At 65.1% G+C, this 23,189-nt stretch carries 28 protein-coding genes; 24 read left to right on the top strand and 4 right to left on the bottom strand.

Annotated features, from left to right (window positions below; all coding sequences use genetic code 11):
* Position 1: 1 nt before the first annotated feature.
* The 19 genes from E0T84_RS24120 to E0T84_RS24040 all read left to right on the top strand — a co-directional run bounded on the left by E0T84_RS24120 (position 2) and on the right by E0T84_RS24040 (position 13,204).
* Entirely contained in the window at positions 2 to 1,186 is a 1,185-nt protein-coding gene (locus tag E0T84_RS24120; protein WP_070185377.1) for a PfkB family carbohydrate kinase, read from the top strand.
* Positions 1,183 to 1,785, top strand: coding sequence for a 7-cyano-7-deazaguanine synthase (locus E0T84_RS24115; protein ID WP_070185376.1), 603 nt, complete (start codon positions 1,183 to 1,185; stop codon positions 1,783 to 1,785). The genes E0T84_RS24120 and E0T84_RS24115 overlap by 4 nt, the downstream gene beginning before the upstream one ends.
* Positions 1,782 to 2,438: a VUT family protein gene (locus E0T84_RS24110; protein ID WP_234998193.1), complete on the top strand. Its 657-nt coding sequence runs from the start codon at positions 1,782 to 1,784 to the stop codon at positions 2,436 to 2,438. The genes E0T84_RS24115 and E0T84_RS24110 overlap by 4 nt, the downstream gene beginning before the upstream one ends.
* Before the next feature lie 269 nt (positions 2,439 to 2,707).
* The gene (locus tag E0T84_RS24105; protein WP_070185375.1) at positions 2,708 to 3,295 is read left to right on the top strand and encodes a winged helix-turn-helix domain-containing protein; all 588 of its coding nucleotides are present in this window, start codon (positions 2,708 to 2,710) and stop codon (positions 3,293 to 3,295) included.
* Positions 3,295 to 3,507 carry a hypothetical protein gene (locus tag E0T84_RS24100; protein WP_234998192.1) on the top strand — a complete coding sequence of 71 codons (213 nt, stop codon included), beginning with the start codon at positions 3,295 to 3,297 and terminating at the stop codon, positions 3,505 to 3,507. Before E0T84_RS24105 ends, E0T84_RS24100 begins: the two co-directional genes overlap by 1 nt.
* A 526-nt stretch (positions 3,508 to 4,033) precedes the next feature.
* Positions 4,034 to 4,753: a DUF3800 domain-containing protein gene (locus E0T84_RS24095; protein WP_110764918.1), complete on the top strand. Its 720-nt coding sequence runs from the start codon at positions 4,034 to 4,036 to the stop codon at positions 4,751 to 4,753.
* 290 nt (positions 4,754 to 5,043) lie between these two features.
* Positions 5,044 to 5,853, top strand: coding sequence for an RNA polymerase sigma factor (locus E0T84_RS24090; protein ID WP_070185374.1), 810 nt, complete (start codon positions 5,044 to 5,046; stop codon positions 5,851 to 5,853).
* Positions 5,854 to 6,079: 226 nt separating this feature from the next.
* On the top strand, positions 6,080 to 6,283 hold the full coding sequence (locus tag E0T84_RS24085) for a hypothetical protein (protein ID WP_070185373.1): 204 nt from the start codon (positions 6,080 to 6,082) through the stop codon (positions 6,281 to 6,283).
* Positions 6,284 to 6,744: 461 nt separating this feature from the next.
* The gene (locus tag E0T84_RS24080) at positions 6,745 to 6,969 is read left to right on the top strand and encodes a DUF2188 domain-containing protein (RefSeq protein ID WP_070185372.1); all 225 of its coding nucleotides are present in this window, start codon (positions 6,745 to 6,747) and stop codon (positions 6,967 to 6,969) included.
* Between the two features lie 71 nt (positions 6,970 to 7,040).
* Complete coding sequence (locus tag E0T84_RS24075; RefSeq protein WP_070185371.1) at positions 7,041 to 7,286, top strand: hypothetical protein; 246 nt, start codon at positions 7,041 to 7,043, stop codon at positions 7,284 to 7,286.
* Positions 7,287 to 7,340: 54 nt separating this feature from the next.
* On the top strand, positions 7,341 to 7,634 hold the full coding sequence (locus E0T84_RS24070; protein WP_083283972.1) for a hypothetical protein: 294 nt from the start codon (positions 7,341 to 7,343) through the stop codon (positions 7,632 to 7,634).
* A gap of 764 nt (positions 7,635 to 8,398) precedes the next feature.
* Entirely contained in the window at positions 8,399 to 8,887 is a 489-nt protein-coding gene (locus E0T84_RS24065) for a helix-turn-helix domain-containing protein (protein WP_110764917.1), read from the top strand.
* Positions 8,888 to 8,916: 29 nt separating this feature from the next.
* Complete coding sequence (locus tag E0T84_RS31925; protein WP_212757730.1) at positions 8,917 to 9,093, top strand: hypothetical protein; 177 nt, start codon at positions 8,917 to 8,919, stop codon at positions 9,091 to 9,093.
* Complete coding sequence (locus tag E0T84_RS32775; protein WP_371726287.1) at positions 9,081 to 9,332, top strand: zeta toxin family protein; 252 nt, start codon at positions 9,081 to 9,083, stop codon at positions 9,330 to 9,332. The genes E0T84_RS31925 and E0T84_RS32775 overlap by 13 nt, the downstream gene beginning before the upstream one ends.
* Entirely contained in the window at positions 9,329 to 9,736 is a 408-nt protein-coding gene (locus tag E0T84_RS24060) for a DUF2510 domain-containing protein (protein ID WP_070185370.1), read from the top strand. The genes E0T84_RS32775 and E0T84_RS24060 overlap by 4 nt, the downstream gene beginning before the upstream one ends.
* A 98-nt stretch (positions 9,737 to 9,834) precedes the next feature.
* On the top strand, positions 9,835 to 10,116 hold the full coding sequence (locus E0T84_RS24055) for a hypothetical protein (protein ID WP_131823095.1): 282 nt from the start codon (positions 9,835 to 9,837) through the stop codon (positions 10,114 to 10,116).
* A 726-nt stretch (positions 10,117 to 10,842) separates the two neighbouring features.
* Positions 10,843 to 11,808, top strand: a complete 966-nt coding sequence (locus E0T84_RS24050) for a hypothetical protein (protein WP_131823094.1) — start codon at positions 10,843 to 10,845, stop codon at positions 11,806 to 11,808.
* Positions 11,809 to 11,999: 191 nt separating this feature from the next.
* On the top strand, positions 12,000 to 12,605 hold the full coding sequence (locus E0T84_RS24045; protein ID WP_070185368.1) for a hypothetical protein: 606 nt from the start codon (positions 12,000 to 12,002) through the stop codon (positions 12,603 to 12,605).
* A gap of 197 nt (positions 12,606 to 12,802) precedes the next feature.
* Positions 12,803 to 13,204 (top strand): hypothetical protein, encoded by a 402-nt coding sequence (locus tag E0T84_RS24040; RefSeq protein WP_070185366.1) that lies wholly within the window; start codon positions 12,803 to 12,805, stop codon positions 13,202 to 13,204.
* Between the two features lie 561 nt (positions 13,205 to 13,765).
* On the opposite strand, the gene E0T84_RS24035 is transcribed toward E0T84_RS24040, so the two are convergent.
* From E0T84_RS24035 to E0T84_RS24025, 3 genes are all read right to left on the bottom strand, one after another.
* Positions 13,766 to 14,254, bottom strand: coding sequence for a hypothetical protein (locus E0T84_RS24035; protein WP_234998191.1), 489 nt, complete (start codon positions 14,252 to 14,254; stop codon positions 13,766 to 13,768).
* A 387-nt stretch (positions 14,255 to 14,641) separates the two neighbouring features.
* Positions 14,642 to 15,340 carry a DNA-binding protein gene (locus tag E0T84_RS24030; protein ID WP_070185365.1) on the bottom strand — a complete coding sequence of 233 codons (699 nt, stop codon included), beginning with the start codon at positions 15,338 to 15,340 and terminating at the stop codon, positions 14,642 to 14,644.
* Positions 15,341 to 15,415: 75 nt separating this feature from the next.
* Positions 15,416 to 15,733, bottom strand: a complete 318-nt coding sequence (locus E0T84_RS24025) for a hypothetical protein (protein ID WP_070185364.1) — start codon at positions 15,731 to 15,733, stop codon at positions 15,416 to 15,418.
* Positions 15,734 to 16,707: 974 nt separating this feature from the next.
* Between E0T84_RS24025 and E0T84_RS32430 the strand changes: the two genes are divergently transcribed.
* Both E0T84_RS32430 and E0T84_RS32425 read left to right on the top strand, forming a co-directional pair.
* Entirely contained in the window at positions 16,708 to 17,625 is a 918-nt protein-coding gene (locus E0T84_RS32430; protein ID WP_234998190.1) for an amidase, read from the top strand.
* Between the two features lie 58 nt (positions 17,626 to 17,683).
* Positions 17,684 to 18,028 carry an amidase family protein gene (locus tag E0T84_RS32425; protein WP_234998189.1) on the top strand — a complete coding sequence of 115 codons (345 nt, stop codon included), beginning with the start codon at positions 17,684 to 17,686 and terminating at the stop codon, positions 18,026 to 18,028.
* A gap of 701 nt (positions 18,029 to 18,729) precedes the next feature.
* Here the strand turns inward: E0T84_RS32425 and E0T84_RS24015 are convergent.
* Positions 18,730 to 18,972, bottom strand: coding sequence for a hypothetical protein (locus E0T84_RS24015; protein ID WP_131823093.1), 243 nt, complete (start codon positions 18,970 to 18,972; stop codon positions 18,730 to 18,732).
* Between the two features lie 257 nt (positions 18,973 to 19,229).
* Here E0T84_RS24015 and E0T84_RS24010 point away from each other — a divergent pair, with 257 nt between their 5' ends.
* From E0T84_RS24010 to E0T84_RS24000, 3 genes are read left to right on the top strand one after another with little or no spacing between them, the layout of a single operon-like run.
* A complete protein-coding gene (locus E0T84_RS24010; protein WP_070185362.1) occupies positions 19,230 to 20,066 on the top strand; it encodes a methyltransferase in 837 nt (278 codons plus the stop codon).
* Between the two features lies 1 nt (position 20,067).
* Complete coding sequence (locus E0T84_RS24005; RefSeq protein WP_070185361.1) at positions 20,068 to 22,230, top strand: molybdopterin-dependent oxidoreductase; 2,163 nt, start codon at positions 20,068 to 20,070, stop codon at positions 22,228 to 22,230.
* Entirely contained in the window at positions 22,227 to 23,120 is an 894-nt protein-coding gene (locus E0T84_RS24000) for an SDR family NAD(P)-dependent oxidoreductase (protein ID WP_070185360.1), read from the top strand. Before E0T84_RS24005 ends, E0T84_RS24000 begins: the two co-directional genes overlap by 4 nt.
* The last annotated feature ends 69 nt before the right edge of the window (positions 23,121 to 23,189 follow it).

Here is a 23,189-nt window from a genome sequence, read left to right as displayed (position 1 = left end):
GATGCAGATCAGCGTCGTGGGTGGCACCTACCGCGAATACTGCGCGGAACCGGCGATCGATCGGCTGCTGGGGTCCGGACTTCGCGCGGCCGGGCTGTTGCGCAGCCTGGGCGATACCGTCCGCTTGCACACCCTGATCAACGACGACGACATCGCGGAATTCAATGCTGTCTGTGCCGGATTGAACGTCGACGTTGAGGCGCGCACCCGAACGGGACCCATCGTGTTCACCTACGACACGCCGATTTCACGCACGACCCTACGCGGAGAGGCCTCTGCTCAGGCCCTGCGGGTGGACGCCGACTGCGTTCTGGCGTTCGGCATGGTCGAGTCCGCTTGGACGGTGCGCACCAGCACCCTGGTCCTCGACCCGCAGCACTCGAAAGTGACAGACCTGCTCAATTCTGCGCAGGCGCAGCGAATCAGCCTGGTACTCAACGAACATGAGGCGCGCGCGTCGACCGGACTTCTCGACATCGAACAAGCCGCGCTCGCGCTATCGCAGGACGTGGAAGCCGCCGTTATCAAGCGCGGCGCCCTCGGCGGCATCGTGGCCCACCAGAGCACGCTCACCACATTCGGGGCAATCCCCACCGCCACCGTGCATCCGCTCGGTTCCGGAGACGCGTTCTCCGCCGGCTACGCCCACGCCTGGGCCGCCGGCGCCGACCCGATCACTGCCGCCCACAACGGTGCCCGAGTGGCCGCGGCACACTCGCTGACCGATTCCGCACAGGTGCCACCCCAACTACTGCAGGAAATCGGATCACCGCTGCCCTATCCGCAGCAGGTCCGGCCACGGGTATATCTGGCCGGGCCATTTTTCAACTTGGCGCAACGCCAACTCATCCGCACCGTCCGCAGCGCTTTGATCCACCTTGCCGCCGACGTATTCTCACCGCTAGACGAAATTGGTTGCGGCGGCGATGAAGTCGCCGAGAAGGACCTGGAAGGTCTGCGCGGCTGCCACAGCGTGTTCGCGGTCCTCGACGGCGCTGACGCCGGCACACTGTTCGAGGTGGGGTGGGCCACTCGTGCCGGCATCCCCGTCGTCGGATTCGCAGAGCACCCCGACGAACACACCTGGACAATGGCCCGCGGCACCGGCGCCGTGGTGGTCAACGACCTGTCCGCAGCCCTGTACAGCAGTATCTGGTCGGCGATCGACGCCTGTGGCAGCTCGTGAAGCGGGTGGTATTGCTGTCGGGCGGGATCGACAGCGCTGCCCTGACTGCCTGGATACGACCCGAGCAGTGTCTGCACGTCAACTACGGGCAGCGGCCTGCCGTGGCCGAAGCACGCGCCGCCCGACAGATCGCACTCGAGCTCGGCTTGCCGTTTGAGCAGGTGGTGGTACCGGCTGCCGCGATCGGTGCGGGCCTGATGGCCGAGGGTGCCGATGAGACAAGCCTTCCGGAGGTGTCACCGGAGTGGTGGCCCTACCGCAACCAGCTCCTGATCACCATCGCCGCCGCCTGGGGGGTACGACGCGGGTTCGACGCGGTGCTTATCGGCACAGTCGCCTCCGACAGCGCCCGTCACGCCGACGGCGGCGCCGAATTCCGCACACACATGGATGCGCTCCTGGCGCTGCAGGAAGGCGGCATGCGTCTGCACGCCCCCGCCGCTCACCTGAGCGCACCCGAACTAATTGCTGAATCAGGGATTTCCGATGCTGTACTCGGATGGACACACTCATGCCATCGCGCGAACCTACCGTGCGCCCACTGCCCGGGATGCCTCAAACACATCGAAGCGCTGCACGCGGCCGGCCGCCTGCAATGAGTTCGTCCAGCCATACGGCATCGCGTACGTGGCGGCCCCACATCGTCACTGCCGCGTGGGTGCTCGCGTTCATCGGCTGCATCGTCGGCGCCAACTGGGCAATCCTGCACCTCGGCGCAGACCACCGACATGGCGTACCGCGGACGATACCTATTGGATTCGGATTAGCCGCCCCATCCGGAGTGCTCCTCGCCGGCGCCCAGCTCACCCTGCGAGACCTCATCCACGAGCGGCTGGGAACCGGCCGGACGTTGGGCGTAATCGGACTCAGCGCCCCACTGACCGCGGTGGTGGCATCCCCCGCACTGGCGGTCGCCTCAATCACCACGTTCCTCGCCGCAGAAACCGCTGACTTGGCTGTCTACAACCGACTACGAAGACGCGAATACACCACAGCAGTCTTGGGCAGCAACCTGATATCTGCCGCAGTGGACTCAACCCTGTTTCTGGCAATAGCTTTCGGCTTCACGCAGGTAGCGACCGGCAGCGTCGGCATGACCGTCGGCAAACTCGAAGCCTCGATCATCACGCTATTCACAGTAGGCATGGCTCGAAGGCGGATCCGCCGTTGGCACAGCGCGATCGGCGGGGCGTCCTCCACGGCAGCCGTCGAGAATCCGAGTCGGACTTGGCACCAGGTGAGCGATCTGTAGGGGTTGGCATAAGCGGCGCGTAGGGCTGCTCCCGGTCGGGGCCTGTCGGCACAAAGGTGGGTCTGGGCCCGGTCAGACACGCCCCCGGGCACGAGCGCAGTGGGCAGGTGGGGACCACCCGAGACGACGTCGAGATGACGGCGCTGCTGCGCCGGTCCAGCGCGAGATGATGTCCGTCGCACGGCAAAAGCGAGATTAACCGGACCATAATCCGTACATATGTCCCGTTTATCAGTACAGTCTCCCTAATCGGGACATATGGTCTGGTTATGCGTACTGAAGCGCCGGCCCTCATGCCGATCTTCCGATCGCATCACCAGGGCCTGCTGCTGTCACTGCTGCTGACCGACCCCGTCCGCGAATTCACCCTCACCGAACTCGCCACCGAACTGGCCATCCCTAAACAGACTGCGCAATCCGAAGTTCAGCGACTCGTCGAGGCCGGCATCCTCCGCGACCGCAGACAGGGGCGAAACCGCCTCATCTCAGCCAACCCAGAACACCCAGCCATCGCACCGCTCACCCAACTGGCACTGATCGCCTTCGGACCCCGCGTCGTCATCGCCGAAGAATTCAGCACAAGCCCCGGCGCCGAGCGCGTCTTGATCTTCGGCTCATGGGCAGCGCGATACGCCGGCCAACCCGGCCCACCACCGGCCGACATCGACGTCCTGGTCATCGGCGACACCACCAAGATGGCCATCTTCGACGCCGCCGACCGCGCGCACCGCCGCCTCGGCATCGAAGTCAACCCCGAACGCTGCACTCCGCAGCAGTGGGCCGACCCCGACTGGGCACTGATCAAAGAAATCAAGACCCGTCCCTACCTCACCGTCTACGAACAGCAGACCCTGTAATGGCCGGAGCATGGAAACCTGGGCGAGCGGTCATCGCCAACCTCATCAGCCAGCGCCATCTCGAACGCATCAGCGGCGACGCCGCCAACGGCACATACCTGCTACAGCAAGCCGCACAACGACTCTGCGGCGCACACGCCGCCCTGCAGGCCGACCCAGCCGGCGCATTCGCCCTGGCCTACGACGGACTGATCGCCTCGGTCGATCCCTAACCCACGCGCTGGCCCTCGCCGGGGACCTGCAAGGCCGAGGCGCCGAGCTGCGATCGCTCGCTGAATCCGTACCAGCGCCCCCGGGCGGTCTGCTGATGTTCCACGTCTCCGGCGGGCGAACTCTCTTCCGCTGACGTGCCCGCTTGGCCCAGAAAGTGAAAACCCGCCCCTTTCCGGGGACGGGCGGTATGAACACATATCGGAGCGAAAGCCGGCCCGGTGCATCTCTTCGAGGTGACCGAGCCTTAGCCCCGGGCTTCTACCTCCCAGTCTTGCGCAGCGCATTTTGAGCCCATTTTGGGGGAACCTCATATCCGTCACTTGCCCCAAAGTGCGATCAAGGGTGACGGACCTCGACTCGTTGATAGCCAAGATTCGTAGCGGGCACAGCGCTGACAGTTTGGAGTCCTAGTAGGACCGCAGGCGTCATTGGTCGTCGTGCTCGTCTCGCTCAACTACTAGCTGGCCCACCCCGGATTTCTCGGGTGCGCGCGGGTCGCAGCTGGTAGTGAGCGATGATCGACAGGTGGCAAGGCACCTCGATCGCATGATCGACATCGACGACTCTGGGCATCCTCAGTCGGGGGTCGTGGTCTACGGCTGGATCGAGTTCCGTCCCGATCACTGGGGATCGGTGCTGCGTAACTGGCTTGATTCCCGAAAAATGCTGTGGCGTGAGTACCGGGTGGCCGTCCACCAGGAGCTGCACACCACCGAGTATGTGAACGGCCGCGGCCGGATCTCCAAGAGCGTCCCGGACCGCCATGTCCACAACGGTTCCGAGTACTGGAAAGACTTCGGCCGCGAAGTCGCGGTGACGTGCCTGGACACGATGCGCTCCGCGGAAGGACTCTCTGTCGGCGCGGTCTACCGCAAGGGCGATCCCGCACAGCTCGCCAAGACGAAGACCGAGCTCTACCGCGATCTGATCGTGCAGTTTGAGAACGAGCTGGCCACCACCGATTCACTCGGGGTGGTGGTGATGGACGGCGACGGCAGCGACAGCACCTACCGAACCACTCACCGCAACCTCAAGCTGGATGAACGGCGCATCATCGAGGACGCTATCCATCTCGATTCGAAGTCCTCTCAGCTCGTGCAGATGGCTGACCTGGTGGCGTGGAGCGCCTATGCGTCAGTGGACCGGCACGCCCGCAACGAGTTCGCCCACGGGTGGTACGAGAAATACCTGGCAGAGCGGGACCGCCGCCGACTGCCGCGCGAAATTGCCGCTAGAAACAGCTAGACCCCCTTATCCACAGGAGTGGGGGGGTCTGCGCTGACCACCATACACCGGATTCCGGCGTATGGCCCAAAGAGGCCGAGAGAGCGGGTCGTCGGCACCTTCGCAGGGCGCTTGCACCTGCGCGGTGTCAGAGACACGGAGCACAATGGAAACGGTGCTGTTTCACCTGCTCAACGACACCTGGAAAAGGTTTCGGGAATTTTCAGGGGTAGCGACCAGGCGTGGACTTAAGAGGAAGCGACAGCCGTATGGATCGGGTGTCTCTTTCTCGCCTCCTGGAGATGTAGCCCATGGATCGACCGGACCGCCGACTCGGCCCGCCCGTTGATTCCGCGTGCTTACAACCAGACAACCGCGAGGGCGTTGACCAGGGCCTGGTCAACGGTTGGCTCGATGACGATGCGCTCGAACTCGGTGATGAACGCGAACGCCTGCGTCGTCTGGAAGCCGATGAGGAACTCCTGCTGGCGCTGCAGCTGCACGACTTCGCGGGCCGGCCGTGGGATCGGTTTAGTCGCGAGCTCGCCCGCTACGGCGTGGGTGTGCTGCGTGCCTGGATCCACCGGGGCACCATCTACGGCAAGGTCAAAGCGCTCACCGGGTACGGACTGGGACGCATCGAGGGCTGGCCCGACCGAGAAATCGCGCACAACCTGGCCAATGACACCGTGGTCGCCGCGCTGGGGTACTTCCGAGACAAAGTGCTCAAACCACACCGGTGGCAATCCTCGGGCGGGGCGTCGCTGAGCACATTTTTCATCGGCCAATGCCTCTACCAGTTCGCCAACATCTACCGCACTGCACTGCGCGACGAGCTCGACCGGATCGAACAGGCTTGCACACCGATGGCCGAACTGCCCGAAGAGGCCTTCGACATCATCCGGGGCATCGAGGAGACCATCGTGGCCCGCGATTCGGTCGCCGAAGCCCTGGCCCAGCTCAGCACCGAACGGGCCCGCCGTGCGGTGTTTTTGAAGGAGATGGGGTTCAGCCATCGCGAGATCGCCGACGAACTGAGCTTGTCCGATGCCAAGAGCGTCGAAAACCTCATCGGCTACCAGTGTTCCCGTATCCGCCGCAATCGAAGGAGGACATCCTGACCACCATCAAGAACATCACCAAGTTGATCGAGGCCAGCTCGTTGGGCGCCCGGCCGGCGCGCGCGGCTCGTCGATCGGTGACCGCTGCCGAAGGCGAGATGCTCGCCCGCCGCGCATCGGGGCGCGAACAAGATCACGACGGATTCAGGGGTCGGGGCGGTGAGCGCACTTATACACCGGTATCCGGTTCAACACGGATCCGGAAAACCCGAAAGGAACAACCGCAATGGCTAAGGGACATCACCGCAGTGCCGCTACCGGCCGCTACGTCAAAGCATCGACCGCGGCGCGTAACCCCCGGACCACCGTCACCGAGCGCGGGGCCAACCGCAGCAGTGGATCTCATCACCGCAGTGCCGTCACCGGCCGGTTCGTGAAGGCTTCCACCGCCGGTCGGCATCCCAACACCACGGTCACCGAACGCGGCTGACGCAGAACCGATTCCACGCTTGAAGGAGAACGACAATGGCCAGATCAGTATCGGTGCCAACGATCACCTGTCCCTACTGCCGTTTCACGTTCGTGAACGTGGTTGTCACCAGGCACGGCCTGATCAACTGCGGCAACTGCGGCCACACCATGAGGATCTAGACGATGACGGGCCCGGACTGCGGTGTGCGGCCCGCGCCCCTCAGTGCATTCTGGATGAGGATGGCCCTCGGCTTCGCTACGGCACAGCCGGGGGCTGCCTCGTTTCTGGCCGGAGCCGGCGGCCCGAAGATGTGCGTTCCTCCCCAGGTATGGCCAGGTTAGGCTCGGGGTGAAAAGCTGCGTTCCCCTGCACCTGTGGAGCGCAGCTTTTCCCATGCCGGTGACCGTCTGATGAATGTAAACGCCGCTGCTGGGGTATCTGAGCTTCAGCACTGATCGGATCTTGGTGAGGAGACGGCGATGGCGAAGGGCGATATCAGCACCTACAACGAGGGCGGCGTCTGGAAGTCGAAAGTGGAAGGTAGCAGTCGGGCCGCGCATGCCGGCGGAACGAAGGCCCAACAGCAGGCGATCGGCCGTGACATGGCCAAGGCCCGCAAGGTCGAGCACACGATTCGCAACGTCGACGGCACCATTGCTGAGAAGAATTCCTACGGTCACGATCCGCACCCGCCGAAAGGCTAAGACTCCCCGTTCGCACCAGCGAACTGATTGCCGCCCCCAAGCACCCGCCGCGCCGGGCAGCATGGACGCTCGTGAACGAGCAGCAGCGCGGCGAGGTCGTGGTGACCGAGGGCACGCCCATCGAGATCGTGAAGGTGGCGGCCGACGCCGAGGCGCAGAGCATGGTGGGCGAGGGCCAGTGGGTCGACAACCTCGAACTAGAGACCGGCCGACCCGTGGGCGGCGAGGACGGCACACAGGTGTTGTGGCCGTTCACTTTCGACGTGTCGACGGGTGGAACCGGCCCCGGAGCCGTAGCCACGCGCCACCGGCCGTGAGGAAGGCGCCGGACCAGCGGTCGATGGAAGGCTGGCCAAGGTACGGTCGGCGCTGTGACGAAGGCACGCCGCTCCCCTTGGCTGAACGGGCGGGCAACCCTGCTGGTCGACATTTTGCGGGACCGCCACGGCCTTGAGCTGACCGAAGACAGCGCCCGCCAGGACATCTCTGACCACCTCGACCATATGGCTGAGTTGATGGGTATCGACCGCCACGCTGCCCAGCGATACATCACCGATGAGGTGATCGCCGGGCACGCTGACCGCATCGCCGCGGCGGTCGAGGAGCACCGCGCGGCCGCAGTCGGGGTAGTCGACTTGGCAGAGGAACGCCGCCGGCGCCGCTGACGCTCACCAGTTCCCTGGAACCGCAATCGCGATTCGTTGCCCGCCGCCTGCGGTGGCGGTTTCGTCGTGCCCGGAAGAATTTTGGGGTGTGAGGGGGGAGCTCGGTCGGCCCAAGTATGGGGCGGTGGAAAAAAGGTTTGAAGCGAATACGACGCGGGCCCCGGAATTTTCAGCGCATCGCTCAGTACCGTGCGCGACAGCGGGTTGCGAAATTGGCTCCGGCGTGGCGCGGTGCACATCGGGCCGAGGATCCAGAATTAGTCCGTGCGCAAGGGCCGTGGCGGAGAAAGGACCGCGGCACGACCCGTGGTTTGAGACACCACGAGAGATCGCCGTGATGATGGGAACCGCTCCAGAGCAACCCCTGCCAGGGTTGCCCCGGAGGCGGCTGAATGTCCGCTTTTTCCATATCCGCTGGTACAGAGTGAAAGGTAGAGGACAGATATGAGGGTAGAGGACCGACACCCCGCACATATCCCCGCTGAGGCACCGAATCCTTGGTTGGTGCTCGCGGTCGCCACTTCGTTTTTCGGGGTGGCGGCCGCAACCACAGACTGGGACACCGCATTCACCGTGTTCTGGATGGTCACGTCGCTGTTCGCCGGCCGACGAGCTACGTAACGGGCAGCCCCGGCAGGCCTGCGTTCCTCTGCCGCGACACGATCGTCAGCACGAGCTCCAAGGGCGTATCCACCCCGGAAAACGGGGTGGATACGCTCATGACATGCAATTATACTGATTGCATAACGAGGCGGTGACAGTTCATGGGACGTTCTGGTTCGAGACAGCAGACACCAATCACTGACGCTGTCCTGCGTAAAGTCGGCGCACAGCGCCGGCTGGCGGCACAGCGCGAGCGGAGCGTGATCGTGGCAGCCGCACTGGCTGGCCGCCCGCAAACGGCGATCGCCGAGTTGCTTGGTGTATCGCAGCCGCACGTCAGCCGCACGCTTGCCGCGGTGAAACGCGAAAACCATGGTGCTCTGCGCGTGGCACCGTTGTCGGTTCTCGATATCGTCGATGAGCGCGACGCCGGCGAGATCGACACCGACACGATGCTGAAAATGCTCAGCGAGCTCGACTACACCGAGGGATACGTCCCCGAGATCGCCGGCGTTCCCACCGACGCCTACGTACGGGGCACCTGGGACGACATCGAATTCGGCTACCAGCAAGACAAACTGACCTACGAGGAGTATGAGCAGCTGTTCCGGGCCCGTCGTGCCCGCGAGGACACAGTCGCTCCCGGGTGAGCGCCTCGACTGATTCTCTGCGTGATGCGGTGGCTGCGAAGCTTGTGCGTCTCACCGCCGCGGGTGGACTGCTGGCGCCGGACAGTCCTCGCGCCACGCAGAGGGTGTTTGAGAATGATCCGCGGCGTGCGCAGGTGCGCAAGCGGATCGTGACCGATTACCTGGCCCCGGCCGGGACCCTGGCCACGGCGGTGTGGCCGTCATAACGGCTGGCGCCCCGGGCGCAGGCAAGTCGCGGGCGCTCGATGCGGTTCTTGGTGCCAGCGGGACCGGTTATCGGCGGCTGGACGCTGACATTGCCAAGGACTACATCCTCCATCTGGCCTCCGGGCCGACCGGCGCAGCCGCATTGGCTATACAGAGGCATGTTCCGGTCGATGAAACAGGAACCGTCGCGCGCCATCCCGGTCTTTGTCGTACCAGTGAGGCACGGTGGGACACATGAGTTCTGGTCACAGGGAGGCCTGCGTCATTCGGATCGTCGGTCTGGCCGACGGTACGCCGACCGATTTCGATGGGCAGTACATCGTCGAGTACGACCCGAGCAGGGTCGGTACTCATCCCGTCACGGGTGAACCCATGCCGGTGTTCCATCTGGTGACGACACCCGACATCGGGCGGGCGACCAGGTTCGCCGCGACTGCAGCTGCGGATCTGTACCGTGCGGTTGACCGACGCGACCCCATTCGTGCCGACGGTGCACCGAATCGGCCGTTGACCGCGTTCACCGCCGATATCGAGCCCGCTCCGGATCTTGCGGCAGCGGGCTGGTACGTCGACCCCGCAGACCCGCGGTACTGGCGCTGGTGGGACGGCGCAAACTGGACCACCGACACCCAGCCTCGCTAACGAGCACGGAATCGGTTGCCTACTCGATGGCTCGACCAGCTCATCGCGATCGACCGAGCATCGCCTGGCCTCTGCCGTGCACGGGTGGCGTCGAGTCGGTGCTGGGGCTGATGCGCAACATCACGGCACATCAGCAGTGGGGACGGGCCGCGGACGGAAACACCGCGCAATGGGCGGTTGGGGGCTGCATCCTGACGGTAACCATCTCGCCCGCCTGGTCGGCGTCGTCGATATCGAAGGGAGGGTCTGTTGGCGTGGCGATTGCCGCCACGCTTGATGCCGGCACGTTCGCGACTGCTACCTCGCTGCTGAACAATCACGCCGACTGGATCACCCCAAACAGTTCTGGGCGTGTCATCAGGAATTGTTCAACGCCGTAGGGGCCTGCGCCTGCGTTGCCGGGCCTGATGCATAGAGCTCTGGGGCTGGACGGCGGATGTGAACCGGACCGGTTCTATGCTGGTAGCAATCGTTCGGCCCGCACCAGGTAACTGGGAGCGGGCCGGATCTCTATCTGCCGTGCCGAGAACACACCGGTCGGCTCCTGGTTTCGCTGTGCCGCTAGCGATTTAGGCCTTCAGCGCTCAGGCAAACGCTTCGGCGGCGTCTTCACGAGTCGGGCAGCCATGTAGATGCCGCCGAGGCAAAGGACCGCGAACCATCCGTGGGCGTGGGCGCCCCGACGAGCACATGGGCCAACGGAGTGCTCTCACCGGTGTAGGGCGCCCTGGGCGTCCACCGCCGCAACCTTGTTGCGGTTGCACTCAGTGACGGTTACCAAAGCGCCGCCTTCTCACGTAGGACTCGTCGAATCATGGCTCGTTGGTCTGCTTCGGAGTCTGCGTCAGACCAACTGGAACCAGACTGCGACCGGGCGATCCGGTGCTGTCGAATCGCACGGTGGCCCGCACCCCGGGGTGGCTTGCGAATGTGACGGCCTCGCGCCATGATCGTTCGCGACGGCCGGATTGGAGGCCTATCCCCGGTGCCGGGGCCACCGCTTTCGCGGCGCCATGAGGGGATCAATCAGGTCAGGCCTGAACCATTCGTCACGATGCTTGATCGTTGATTCTTGGCCGGCAACCCAGCGGCGCTTTCGGTGGCAGGTGCCTGAAGGGATCGCTGTGTCGTACTTTGATGAGTTTTTGCAAAAGCGCCGTCTGCTGACCGGCGAATCACGGCGCGAGTTGCTGAACCGGTCCACCGGGCAGCCGCCTTATCCGCATGCTCGCATTCCCTCGGCTGTGGGCGATCAGGCATTACTCGAAGCGTGGGTCATGCATCGACTGCAACGCGCATGGATGGGAGCCGACGCACGTCCACTCGGCGCCGTTCGTATCCGGATACCGGAGCACCGAACGCCGATCATCCACCTCGACGAACGTCGAAGCGTTGCAACATCGGTAGCGCTGCGGTGGTGCGAGGAGCTGTTGCCATGTGGCGGCCCTGACGGTGAGACCCAAAGCGGAGTGCCAGGACTGCGGGTCCTCGCAAGCTCAAGGGGTGACTTGATTGTTGGGCTTGCGGGTACCGCGGCGACACTGACGGTCCGTGCTGCCTGCAGCTGGCGCGAGGTGCTGCAGCTGCGGCGCGACGAGGCCGAAGGCGCAGGCGCGATTCCGCGGTGGGATCCTAAGAAACCGGTCGGGGCCTATGAGGACTACGAGATGTGGCTGCTGACTGACTTGGCCTCGCTGGGATCAGCGCTGCTGAGAAGACTGGCAATCTTTCACCAGATGGGAACGCCGTACATCGTCGATGGCTGGGAGAATGCCGATACCTGGATCTTGGAACTCACCACTGACGACATCTCGTCGTGCTCGCCGCAGCTTGCACGACGACACGATGAGTTCCTCGCGTTGCTCCTCGACGAACACCTAGGGGTACCCCTGCGCATCGACAATGTTCACTGCATCTGCACCCAACCCTTTGGATACGGCACGGCGTGTTACCACACACTGGCACCCACTACTGGCCCGGCGTCGTGGCACCTGCAAATCCGCTTCCGCTGGGTTCCCGGACAGCACGCCTACGTGCGGCGGCCGCGATCAACGGTAAGCCGGCGGCAGTGATGCCAGATGCGACCCGAAGGTGAGTGACAACCGTGATGTCGTGGCACCCACCTATCGCGACATCCGGTGTCGCCGAACACCTGGCCGACAGACCGCCCAACCACCTGACGAAACCCGACCGGACGCTGCCAAGTGCGAGTACGCTGCAAACATCGCCCACAACAGTTGACAACTGTTGTAGACTGTGTGGTATGGCGCAGTTCGCGACCGACCGACTCGCAGATCTGCTCACCGGTCTGGGTGAGCGGGCGCTGTCGGCTGAAAAGCCGGATCTGGGGCCCGCCGTCGGCCTGGTCAGCGACATCGGACGAATCGCCATCAGCGGCGATGAACACGACGTGCGCACCACTCAACGCGCGGTCGGGGCCCTGCGGGATCGTCTGCGCGGCAGCGAACACGTTCAGAGCACGCCAACGAAGTACCTGGAGAGCGTCGACAGCCAGGTGTTCCTCGCCGGCGCGATGTGGGCACTGTCGGAAGTGCTGGATCGGCGCATTGATTCGATCGACGCCCAACGCGCCGCCAGTCGCTGCGACACGCGCAAAGAGCAAGTAGCGCAGCTGGTCTCGAATGCCTTGGCGCGGTCGCAGGTGGTGTCGCCGTCTGATCTGTTGTCGTCAACCTTGAGCGACGGGTCAGGTGTTCGCCGTGACGAGCTGTCGCGCGCCTTCAGCGCATTGCTGGAGAAGGGATGGGCGCACATCACCTCGGGGGACCAAGGCCGCAAAAAGTTCTTTGCTCTTACGCCAGCGGGCAGGGACGCGGTGAACCACGTTGCGGCGCACCGCGCTCAATAACGTCATGTGGTCTCAATGTTGGCCGAGAAGGCGGGCGAATGCGAAACGGCCGACGCCGTGCCGTGCGACGGTTGCCTCACGCAGAGGCCGCGCAGGACCACACGGCTGTCGGGCGGCTTTGTGCGGGGCCGGCCGGCAGTCGCCATCATGCAAAGATCCGTTGGCAGCGACGGATTCACCGACACGGAGCGCTAAGCGTGCAGATCCCGCCCAACGCTGACCCGCACGCCGCAGCGATCGAGACGATCCTGCGCCGGATCCCGGATGGGTGGACTCGCTCGCTCGGTGTTGACCTCGGCTGGTATCCACTGGTCATCGCCACCGATGCTCGCCTCGCTACGCTCGACGCGGACTACGTCGTGCATCAGATCAAGGAGAAATTCGGCGCCCTGCGGTATTACTGCGCACCCAGCGGCGATGACCCCGCCCCCGAACTGCTGGAGGCGTTCGACGCCATCACCGATGAGGCCGAACATGTCTCGGCAACCACATGCGAACGCTGCAGCCGACTAGCAACGGTGCATGTAGCGCGACACCGGATCAAAACCCTGTGCACACCGTGCGCCGAGATGCTGGGGTACACGCCGCTGTCTCGATGAAGCCAGCCTTCAGCAGTGTTCGCGTCAACCCCCAACAGCCTCTACAGCGCTACCGAAACACGGCGTGGCCGACACCGTCCCCGCGCACAGGAGGCGGTCGAAGGTGATTCCGTGTCAGCACACCGACGTCGCGGACATCCGCGCGACAGCATCGCTGCCCTTCGACGCTGTCGGCGTTTACAATGACGAGCACTTGCTCTGGGCACATGTTGGTTCGCCCTCACCCGGAGACAGCGGAGAATCTCAGTTGAGCCCCGGTTCCGGATTCGGACCGGGGCTCAACTCTTATGCCGTACACCCCCGCAAGGCAGGACGACATCGGGGACACGGGCGGGAGTCGACGAAAGTCCTCGGGCCGCCGCCACGGCACCACCACGCAGGCACGCGCGGATTGACCCAAATACGGTGGACGCTCACCGAAACGGGATGTCCCGATGAACCAAAGACTCCGCAGCGCCCCTTAAAAGGAAGAAGGCCCGGCGGGTTCTACCGAGGTAGCGACGATCCGACCGGGCGTGCACGTTGAGGGTATCGGCGGTCTTCAGCGCGGGTCAATTCTGGTCATTTCGTCTCTGCGAGGATCCGTAAGGCGTTGTGACCGCTTAGCGCTGGCCGTTCCCCTACCGCGATCCGCGACGGGTGATCGCGGTCCTGCAGGACGCTCCATAGCGCCCGGACGCGCTTGGAATCGCTGCCGATCATCCGTTTGCGGTCGGCCATCGGATTGCTGACCGTGCAGGCGAGCACCACGGCGTCGTCGAGATGCCGGCGGCGATCCCGCGCATCTTCGAGGTAGGCGGCCCCCTTGAGCACCACTGCCCCCACAGCGTCCGGGATGCTGAGCACAATGGCCTCGGAGCCGACGACCACGTGACAGTTCACAGTCTTGCGCAGCGCCGAAGTACCTCCGGGCACCTCGAACACCTTGCGCCTCAATGCCTTCTGTTCCAGGCTGGGCGGGAGGTGGTCGGCGACCATCACGTCGACCTGCTCGTCGTCGTGGTCCCCTCGGACGAATCGGTGTTCCGGCCCTTCCCCCATTCGGCTCACGCAGCACGTATGCGAGCTGCTCCAATTTCGCGCGTACCCCGGAGTACGACACGGCGCCGGTCTCGATGTGCAGGACCATATCCACGTCACGCGTAGAGCGCGTGATCTGCATCCCCGCGTGAACGGCGTGCAGCTGCACCATGATTCCGCCGACCAGCGTCCACTGGGTGTGCGGTATCAGCCGAACGATCTCCACGACCCACGGCCGGGGCGGCGTCCACCCGCCCGGTGGCGCGGCAATCTCCCAGATCGGTCGGATGGCGTCAGCTTCGGTGTTCACCAAGCCGATTGTGCCTGGCCAGCCGAACCGCCCGCGCATCGACCGAGCGGGCCGCGCGGCTGGTTACACCGTTCCGCCGGCCGGCCGATCACCATTGTGCCGCACGGTCACGTCCGGTTCAGGTGTCCGTCGCTGGACCGGAAGTCATCCAGCAGGCTGTTGAGGACGCGCGTGCCGGCCGCGGACTCACGCGCGTCCAGCGACTCGGCCAGGTCCGCCGCGACCGCCGCGACCAGCACGTGATCGACGGCGTAGCCCACCTCGTCGGGGACCACGCGCACCGTCACCGAGCCTTCGACATTGTCAAAAAGTCCCAACGCGACGATCAGGTCATCGAAGTCGCGCGCGCGCACGTAACCGTCGGCGCCGCGCCCGACCGGCGTTAGGTCGAACAGCGCGGACGTGGCCGGGTCGCGCAGCGCGCTCACCCCGGTGTGCAGCAGACCGTCGTCCTGGCCCCAGCCCTGCATCCGGTGAACTGTGGCGCGGCGCCGCGTCAGCCAGCACAGGCTGTTTGCGTCGGCCCTGCGCAGTCGGTGCCGCAGCCGCGACAGCGCCGAACGGTCCAGCCAGCCGACCCGCTCGCCCGACAGCAGCGTGAGCGCTGCCCACGCCGTTGCCGCCGACGCCGGCCGGCCACCGTGGCGGTCCGCCTGGGCCAGCCGGTGCACCGATGCCGCGTCGATCAGCAGCGCACCGGCAACGGTGCGCGTCACGGTCAACTCGCCGGCCTGCGCCAGGCGTTCGACCTGCCGCTGCGAGACTCGCAGATACTCGGCGGCGACGGAGGTCGGCATATCCCGCATACATAAATGGTCGCCCGAACGACCTGTTTACGCAACAACCGCAGCTTAACGGATTGAAGCGCGGCCCCGCCGATTCTAGCGGCCGACGGCCGCGCTCTCACCGCTGCTGGTCAGAATCGTTCGCAGCAGCGACCCCCAAGTCGTGTACTGCAGCCAAGGCTTCTCGAGGACGTGAGCCGTCCAGGCGACAAGCTGGGGCCATGTCGAGCATTGCGACGCCAGGAGGCTGTAACCCTCGTGCTCAGGGGCGGGATCGCACTCCTGGTGGTAGATATGCCAGGCGATCGGTGCTGGCGCCTCCAGCAGCTCACGCGGACTGCGGCTGCCACCTCGCGCCTTCCACGCCTCGATCTCGGGGCCGCGATCGCGGGCAGCGATCTCATCGACTGTCACATATCCATCAGATCCCTCGACACGACGTTCACATACGTCGCACACCAATACTGGTCCAGCAGCGGACATCACTTTCCCCTCTTCTTGATAAACCGTAGGGCCACACCGGAACCCGATTCACGGCCCCGGCCCCCGGCCAGCTCCGGCGCGTTACCGTACCGAATTCGTCGACCCCGTCGACCACGGCCCTCCAGGATCTGGCCGCCACGCGTAGATCAGCGCGGCTGCGCTGGTCGGGCAGATTTCGTTGATCGGTTACAGCGCGGTCGGCCCGTACTTGGCCCAGCAGGTTCGACAGCACCAGATGTGAAGCCGCGGCAGTGCCGGAGCCAGCGTGAGTGAGCCCGTCGCCATCACCGTGCGGTGTCCGAAGCGGCTGACGATATTTGGCGCCAATAGCTGGACGGGGATGCTGACGATCAATTCGAAAGCGATCACGCTGACCAGGCCCGAGTCCCGACCGCATGCCAATTCACCCTAACGTCGGCGCCCGACAACAAAGTTGGCATCCCGGAACTGTCTCGTTCCTAGACAATCGAGACAGTTGCCCTTCTCGATAGTGGACGACAGCGGCCTTAGCTGTGCAGTCTCTCGCGTTGGCACGGAGCCGGCGGCCACGGTCTTGCCATCCAGGTGGCGAATCCGAGATCCCGGACGGTAATCGACAAACCGTTCGCGGGTTGCACCACCCACGAGTCAATCGATGTTCATGCGTGTTGGTCCCCGGCGCACGCCAAGCGTCGAGTTTGACTGGCCGGTATGGGGGATTCGCCGCGAAATGTAGGGATAGAGCGTCGAAGGTTTTTGACCGCGGCGCTGGTCGTGTCCGCCACGGCCACAGCCGGCGCCGCGTGCGCAACGCCGGCAGCCGACACCACCACCACCCCCGCCGCGGTTTCTACTGGCGCAGCGAAACCGCACTACTCTTCACTTCTCGACACCGCGGCCGCGCTCAAGTCTGGTCAGTTTCCCCAGTGGAACTGACCCGCGCTCTGCTCGAGAGGGTCAACCACTTGCAGCCGAGCCTGCACGCCTATGCCACGGTGACCGGCCCGCTTGCCATCGAACAAGCCAAGCGGGCCGAACGTGAGATCACCAGCGGGAACTACCGCGGCCCGCTGCACGGAATCCCGATTGCCGTCAAAGATGTGTGCCGCACCAAGGGAATTCCGACGACCGCGGGAATGTCGATCTACGCGCAGTACCGCCCCGACTACGACGCCACCGTGGTGCAACGCCTTCGCGACGCCGGGGCTATCCTGCTGGGCAAACTGGCGTTAACCGAAGGCGCCTCCGGCGACTATCACCCAACCGTGACACCCCCGGTCAACCCGTGGCACCGCGCGCACTGGGCCGGATCCTCGTCGAGCGGTTCAGCGGTGGCCACCGCCGCGGGTCTGTGCTTTGGCTCCCTGGGCACTGATACCACCGGATCGATCCGATATCCGGCGGCGGCCAACGGTGTCACCGGCCTCAAACCCACGTGGGGCCGGGTCAGCCGCTACGGGGTGTTCCCATTGGCCGAAAGCCTCGACCACGTAGGCCCTATCACACGCACGGCCGCCGACGCGGGCGCGATCCTATCGGTGATCGCCGGCCACGACCCCAACGATCCCACCAGTGTGAGCGCACCGGTACCGGACTACTTGGCCAATCTCGATGCGCGGCTGGACAATCTACGAATAGGAATCGACCCGGCCTACAACAACACCGGAGCCGACCCGCAAACCATCGACATGGTCCAAGCGGCCCGACGAGTGTTCGAAACACTCGGTGCAAACATCAAGGAAGTCCACGTACCGAGCCCACACCTGTTGATTACCAGCTTTAGCCTCCTGCGCGGCCGAAGCCGCGATCGCCCACGAGGCGACATACCCATCCAGACGCCGTGAGTACGGTCCCCTGGCAGCGCTGCTGGACGTCGGCCGCGCCACCACCGGCGTAGATGTGATGAAGGCCCAACAGGCACGGCGCGCGTTCACTGGCGGGCTCGCCACCTTGTTCAACGACATCGACGTGTTGCTGACACCGTCGCAACCACCCGACAATCTCACCATCGAACGGATCAACCAACTGTGGGCCACCCCGCAAGGCACCGCCTTGATGTGGCGGTTCACCGAACCCTTCAACATGTCGGGCAATCCCACAATCACCTTGCCGGGCGGATTCACCCACGATGGTCTACCACTGACGTTCCAACTCGTCGCCCGGCACCTCGACGAAGCAACCCTTGTCCGCACCGGCAACGCCTATCAACACGCCACCGACTGGCACCAACATCATCCAATAGACTGAGACACAGCGCACCAAACGATCAAATCTCTTGCCATCCAGACGGTGCCGGCGCCAAGTTGCGCGTTCCCCAAATGGCAACGCGCAATCGAGGGGCGCCCGACAAGTTATTACGCCATCCGAAGTCGGAGCGCTTTCCTGCATCCGTTTACGGCAACATTCGCACTGCGCTAGCCAGCCCCTTAGCGGGAACACTCCCGATCGGAACTGTTCCCACAACGGAATAGCGCTGTCGCGTCACTTATGCGGGAACATCAATACGCAACAGAATCCAACCCCAGATGAGACCGGTCCCCCGAATTGGCTAGAGTGATCTGGCCTGCGATCGAGATTTCGGCAACGCTACGAGAAACCTGTTGCAGAGACGCTTAATCCAGCTTCCGACTGACAGTCCCGCACGACGATCCGGCGCCCGCGGCCGCAGCAGCGGCAGCGGCATACGTCAGGCCGATTTGCCCTTGCGAGCCGCTCCCCCGTGGCTGGGCGTCTATGGCGCCGTTGTGTGGGTGGCGGGCTGGGCACAGTTCCGGTGTGCTCCGTCCTAGCGCCGGGGAAGGTTTCGTGCGGGTCGCGCGCGACAACAGCCGCCGCGCTTGGTTCCGTCGCACCGATTACCTACCCGTGGACTGCTACCCGCGCGGTGCCATTGGGGGACGGAGGTTGTACGTCGTGAATGTAGAGCGCTGTTGCGGCTGTGATATCGATCACCCGACCGAGAACTCCTGCCCGTGTTGACCTTCGACGAAGGTCGTGAATGGGTGGTCGGGGGCTTCCTCTTCTCGAATCTGGGAATCGCCTGACACATGCAGGCGCCGGCGCACCAGGTTGGCCAACTCGTCGAGGCGCGCCTCCATGGCGGCTTCTGAACGAAGTCGTGGGTAGGACGTCGTCAGTCGAGCGATACGGCGCAGGTGGAACACCACTTTTGGGCGGAGCGCCTGCGCCATTGTCGCCGAGCGTTTGCTCTGCCGCTGAGCGTGGTGCGAGCCCGGTGTCGGGCAGCTGGGAGACCAGGAGCACCTGAGATCCAAATCACAGTGGGTACTTCCGGACTTGCTGGACATGTGTCCGGCGGTATCTAATGTGCGCCACAACACACAACGGGGGTTGAATGCGTGCTTCACACTGTCTAGGGGGGCCAGTGATTCGACGCAGTCGAAGTACCGATGCTGAAGTGGCAATGCCATGTGCTGTCAGGGGTTCCTTGTCAACGGAGGGAGGACTCGGCTCCGGTGAGCTGGGACTGGACGCGCGGGATCGGCATAATGAGGACCGCCTGCGCGGCATCGCGGGAGTCTTGACCGCGGCCGGCCGCGAGTGCAGTTTCCAGACACGCGTCTGCTTCCTTTTTGCCCCACTTCTCGCCATCCTGGGACTGGTCGGGTTGCGGCTGGCACTCGTTAACTGGTGGGGTATCGATGCGGTTGTCGTCCAGCTAGGTTTCTGGATCGTCTGGCTGCTGTGGCTGGGCTGGATTTTTCCCCGCAGCCGGCGGCGGTATATGCACCACAACCCTGACACGGCGTATCGGCGGGCCCTTCGCGGTCACATCCTGTTCCTGTTCGCCGCCATCACCACCATCAACACCGCCCCGGCGCACGCCGGAGCGGTCGCATTTCTGCGCACCGGACAATGGTCGTCCTTCGGCGTGTTCTCCATCGGCAGCTTCCTGCTCGCCGCCGTGATCGCCGCAGCCGGTGCCGGGGTCATCGTCGTAGCCATACGCACCATCGGGCTGCCGGCGGCCGCTTTCGCCGAGGAGTACCGCACCTGCCCGCCGCCGCACACCGTTGGCGGTATCTACCGCTACATCCGCCATCCGATCGCCGTGGGCGGCATGATTATGCCGGCCGCGGCGGCGTTGCACGGCGGCCTGGCCCTGACCCTGTGGCTGGTCAACCTGGCGATGCTCGTTCCGTACGGGCTACTGGAAGATCACCGGCTCCGGCGCGTGTTCGGGTCTGCCAACGACACCTACATGTCGGGGGTGCGCCGATTCCTCCCGGTGCCGGCGACGGTGAAATCGGCACGCGGGCGGTGACGTGGACGATCTGATTCGGACCTACTGCCGCAACTGTGAGGCGCTCTGCGGGTTGGTGGCCAATGTCGAACACGGGCAGCTGGTGGCCCTGCGGCCCGACCGCGATCATCCCGCGTCGCGTGGCTACGCCTGCGCCAAGGGCGTGAACATGGTTGAGGTGCAAAATAATCCGGCGCGGGTCGTACGCCCCCTGCGCCGCGGGCCCGACGGCACTTTCAGCGAAGTCAGCTGGGCGCAGGCCAACCGGGACATCAGCACGCGACTGGCCCGCATCGTGGAACAGTACGGCCCGCACAGTGTCGGGCTGTACCTGGGCAACCCCGCGGCGTTCAGCGGGACACACACCGTGGCTGCCACGCTGTTCATGCGTGCCCTCGGCAGCAGGCAACTGTTCTCGGCGGTGTCGCAGGACGGCGGCAATCGTTTCGCCGCGTCCGCGCTGCTCTACGGCGACCCGACAGTCATACCGGTGCCCGACCTGGATACGGTCGAGACCCTGCTCGTCCTCGGGGCGAACCCGTTCGTCTCCAACGGCTCACTGGTCGTAGCACCGCGCATCGCGCAGCGTCTGCGTGACATCACTGCCCGTGGCGGCCACGTCGTCGTGGTCGACCCACGGGGAACCGAAACCGCGCGCGCATTCGAGCACATCGCGATCCGCCCGGGAACAGATATCTGGCTGCTGATGGCGATGGTGAACACCGTGCTCGCCGCCGGCGCGGTCGACCCCATCGCGAAGGACACCGCCGCGAGCTTGGCGTCGCTCGCGGCGGTGATAGCCCCGGCAACCCCCGAGGTCGCCGCGCAGTACACCGGAATTGGCGCCGACCAGATCCGCGCCCTGGCGTTACGGTTGGCCTCCCCGCGGGCCGCCATCTACACCCGAACCGGCGCATGCACGGGCCGGGACGGGACGGTCCTGGCGGCCCTTGTCGATATATTCCTTTACCTAACAGGCAATTTGAACCGCGCCGGCGCCACCGTGTGCAACCCCACGCCCTGGGTCCTCAAGCTCGTCGCCCGGTTGGCCGGCTTCTCCGGCTACCGGCGCTGGCACCTGTGCGGCATCCCGGAGGTCATGGGGTTCCTTCCTGCGGTCGGACTCAACCACCAACTCGACCGGGGCGCCGACCGGGGGCTGCGGGCGCTGTTCGTCTCCGGAGGCAACCCGGTGCTCAGCGTCCCGGGCGGGTCGAAGCTGGGCGCCAAACTGGCCAGTCTTGACCTGCTGGTGTCGCTGGATCTGATCGTCAATGACACCAACCGGCACGCCGACTACGTGCTGCCCGCCACCACGTGGCTGGAACGATCGGACACCCAGGTGCAATTCCTGCCGCTGATGCTGGAACCAACCGTGCAGCGGACCGGCGCGGTCCTCGCGCCCCGCGGCGATGCCCGTGAGGAGCGACTGATTCTCGGCGACCTGCTCACAGGGATGCCAGCAACCTCGTTGTGGCGCACCGCATGCCGCAAAGCCGCCGGAGCCGTCCTGCGCATGGACCTCACCATCGCCATGAAGATTCTGCTGCGGCTGATCACCGTCGTCGGCACCTACCGGATCCGACCCTTCGGATTCTCGGGCACCGCCGCCGACCCGACGCGTCGCGTCAGTCGCCGACAACAAGACGCCAGCAGAAAGGTGCCCGAGATCACCCTGTCCGCACCGCCCATCCTCGGTGAGCTGCAACGGATTCTGGGCTCCTCCGAACGCTACCGGCCACCGCGCACCGGGTATTTGCTCATCGGGCGCCGGGAGTTCGGGACGCTGAACAGCTGGCTGCACCTAAAGGGCGCACGCAAGCCGCGCGCCATGATGGCCCAGTCAGACGTGCGCCGCGAAGGGTTCACCGACGGAGAGGAAGTCCAGATCACTTCGGCGACAGGCTCTGTCGTCGCGGTCATCGAAGCGACCCCGCGGCTGCTGCCGGGGGTCGTGTCCCTGCCCCACGGCTGGGGCGCCCTGGGCAGTGCGGTCAATGTCAACGACCTCACACCGTCAGACGTGGGGTCTCTCGAGCCGCTCGCCGGGATGGCGCACCTCAACGGCGTGCACGTCGAGATTCGGTCGGTGTCGGCCGCGCCCGCTTCCGAGGCGTCGCCGAGCAGCACCGGCGCGACGCCGAGACGGTCGACGTCCACCTCGCCTGGGCGGCTGCACCGATGATCGAGACTAGACGAGCGCGCGGATCGTGGATCGCGGGCACTGTCGCGGTGGTGACGGGCGGAGCCCGAGGCATCGGGGCGGCGACGGCAGCAGCACTGGAACGCCGCGGCGCCACCGTGGCGACGATCGATCTGGACTACGGGAGTGGCCGCCCCCACGGTCAGCAGTTCGTCGCCGACGTGCGGGACCGGCGCGCGTTGCGCGCCTGCCTGCAGCGGATCCGGCATCGCTACGGGGCCATCGACATCGTGGTGGCCAACGCCGGTATCGCGCCCGCCGTGGCAGCGCTGTGGGATCTGCCGGCCAGTGACTTCGAGGACATCATCGAGACCAACGTACTCGGCGTCTACAACACGATCGCCACCACCCTGCCGTATGTGCTTGCCTCCCAGGGCCACATCACCGTCGTGTCCTCGGTGGCGGCGGCGCTGCCGGGCCCCGGATCGGCGGCTTATATGGCGTCGAAGGCAGCCATTGAGCAACTGGGACGTACGTTGCGGATGGAACTCGGCGGCACGGCGGCGTCCACCACCCTGGTGTATCTGGGAATGGTCGACACCGAGATGGCACGCAGCCTCGATGACGACCGACGCGGTCAGCTTCTCGCGAAACGCGTCCCGCGGATGCTCCGCCACCCGATCAGCGCCGCTTGCGCCGCAGAGTCTCTGGTAGATGCCGTACATCGGCGAACACCGCGGGTGGTGCTGCCCAAGCGGTGGATGCCCTATCTGTGGTCGCGCGGGCTGATCAATCCAGTCCTCGACACCGCGGTCGCTCGAGACCCGGCGGTTCAGGCCGCCCTCGCCGCCGACGCCGGCGACAGGGCGCCACGCCGACCAACCGCGCCGGTTCGGGCCCGGACCTCGGGGGCCAAAAACCGTAGGGCATGAGACATCGTGAATACCACTGCCGCACAACATGAGCGCCATCGCAACCACACGCACACGCACGATCGGGGG

Origin of the sequence: Mycobacterium sp. DBP42 (assembly GCF_005924235.1) — a bacterium.
In the GTDB taxonomy this organism is placed as follows: Bacteria; Actinomycetota; Actinomycetes; order Mycobacteriales; family Mycobacteriaceae; genus Mycobacterium; species Mycobacterium syngnathidarum.
The sequence above is the reverse complement of the archived record's forward strand: the minus strand, read 5'-3'. Positions and strand labels throughout refer to the sequence as shown.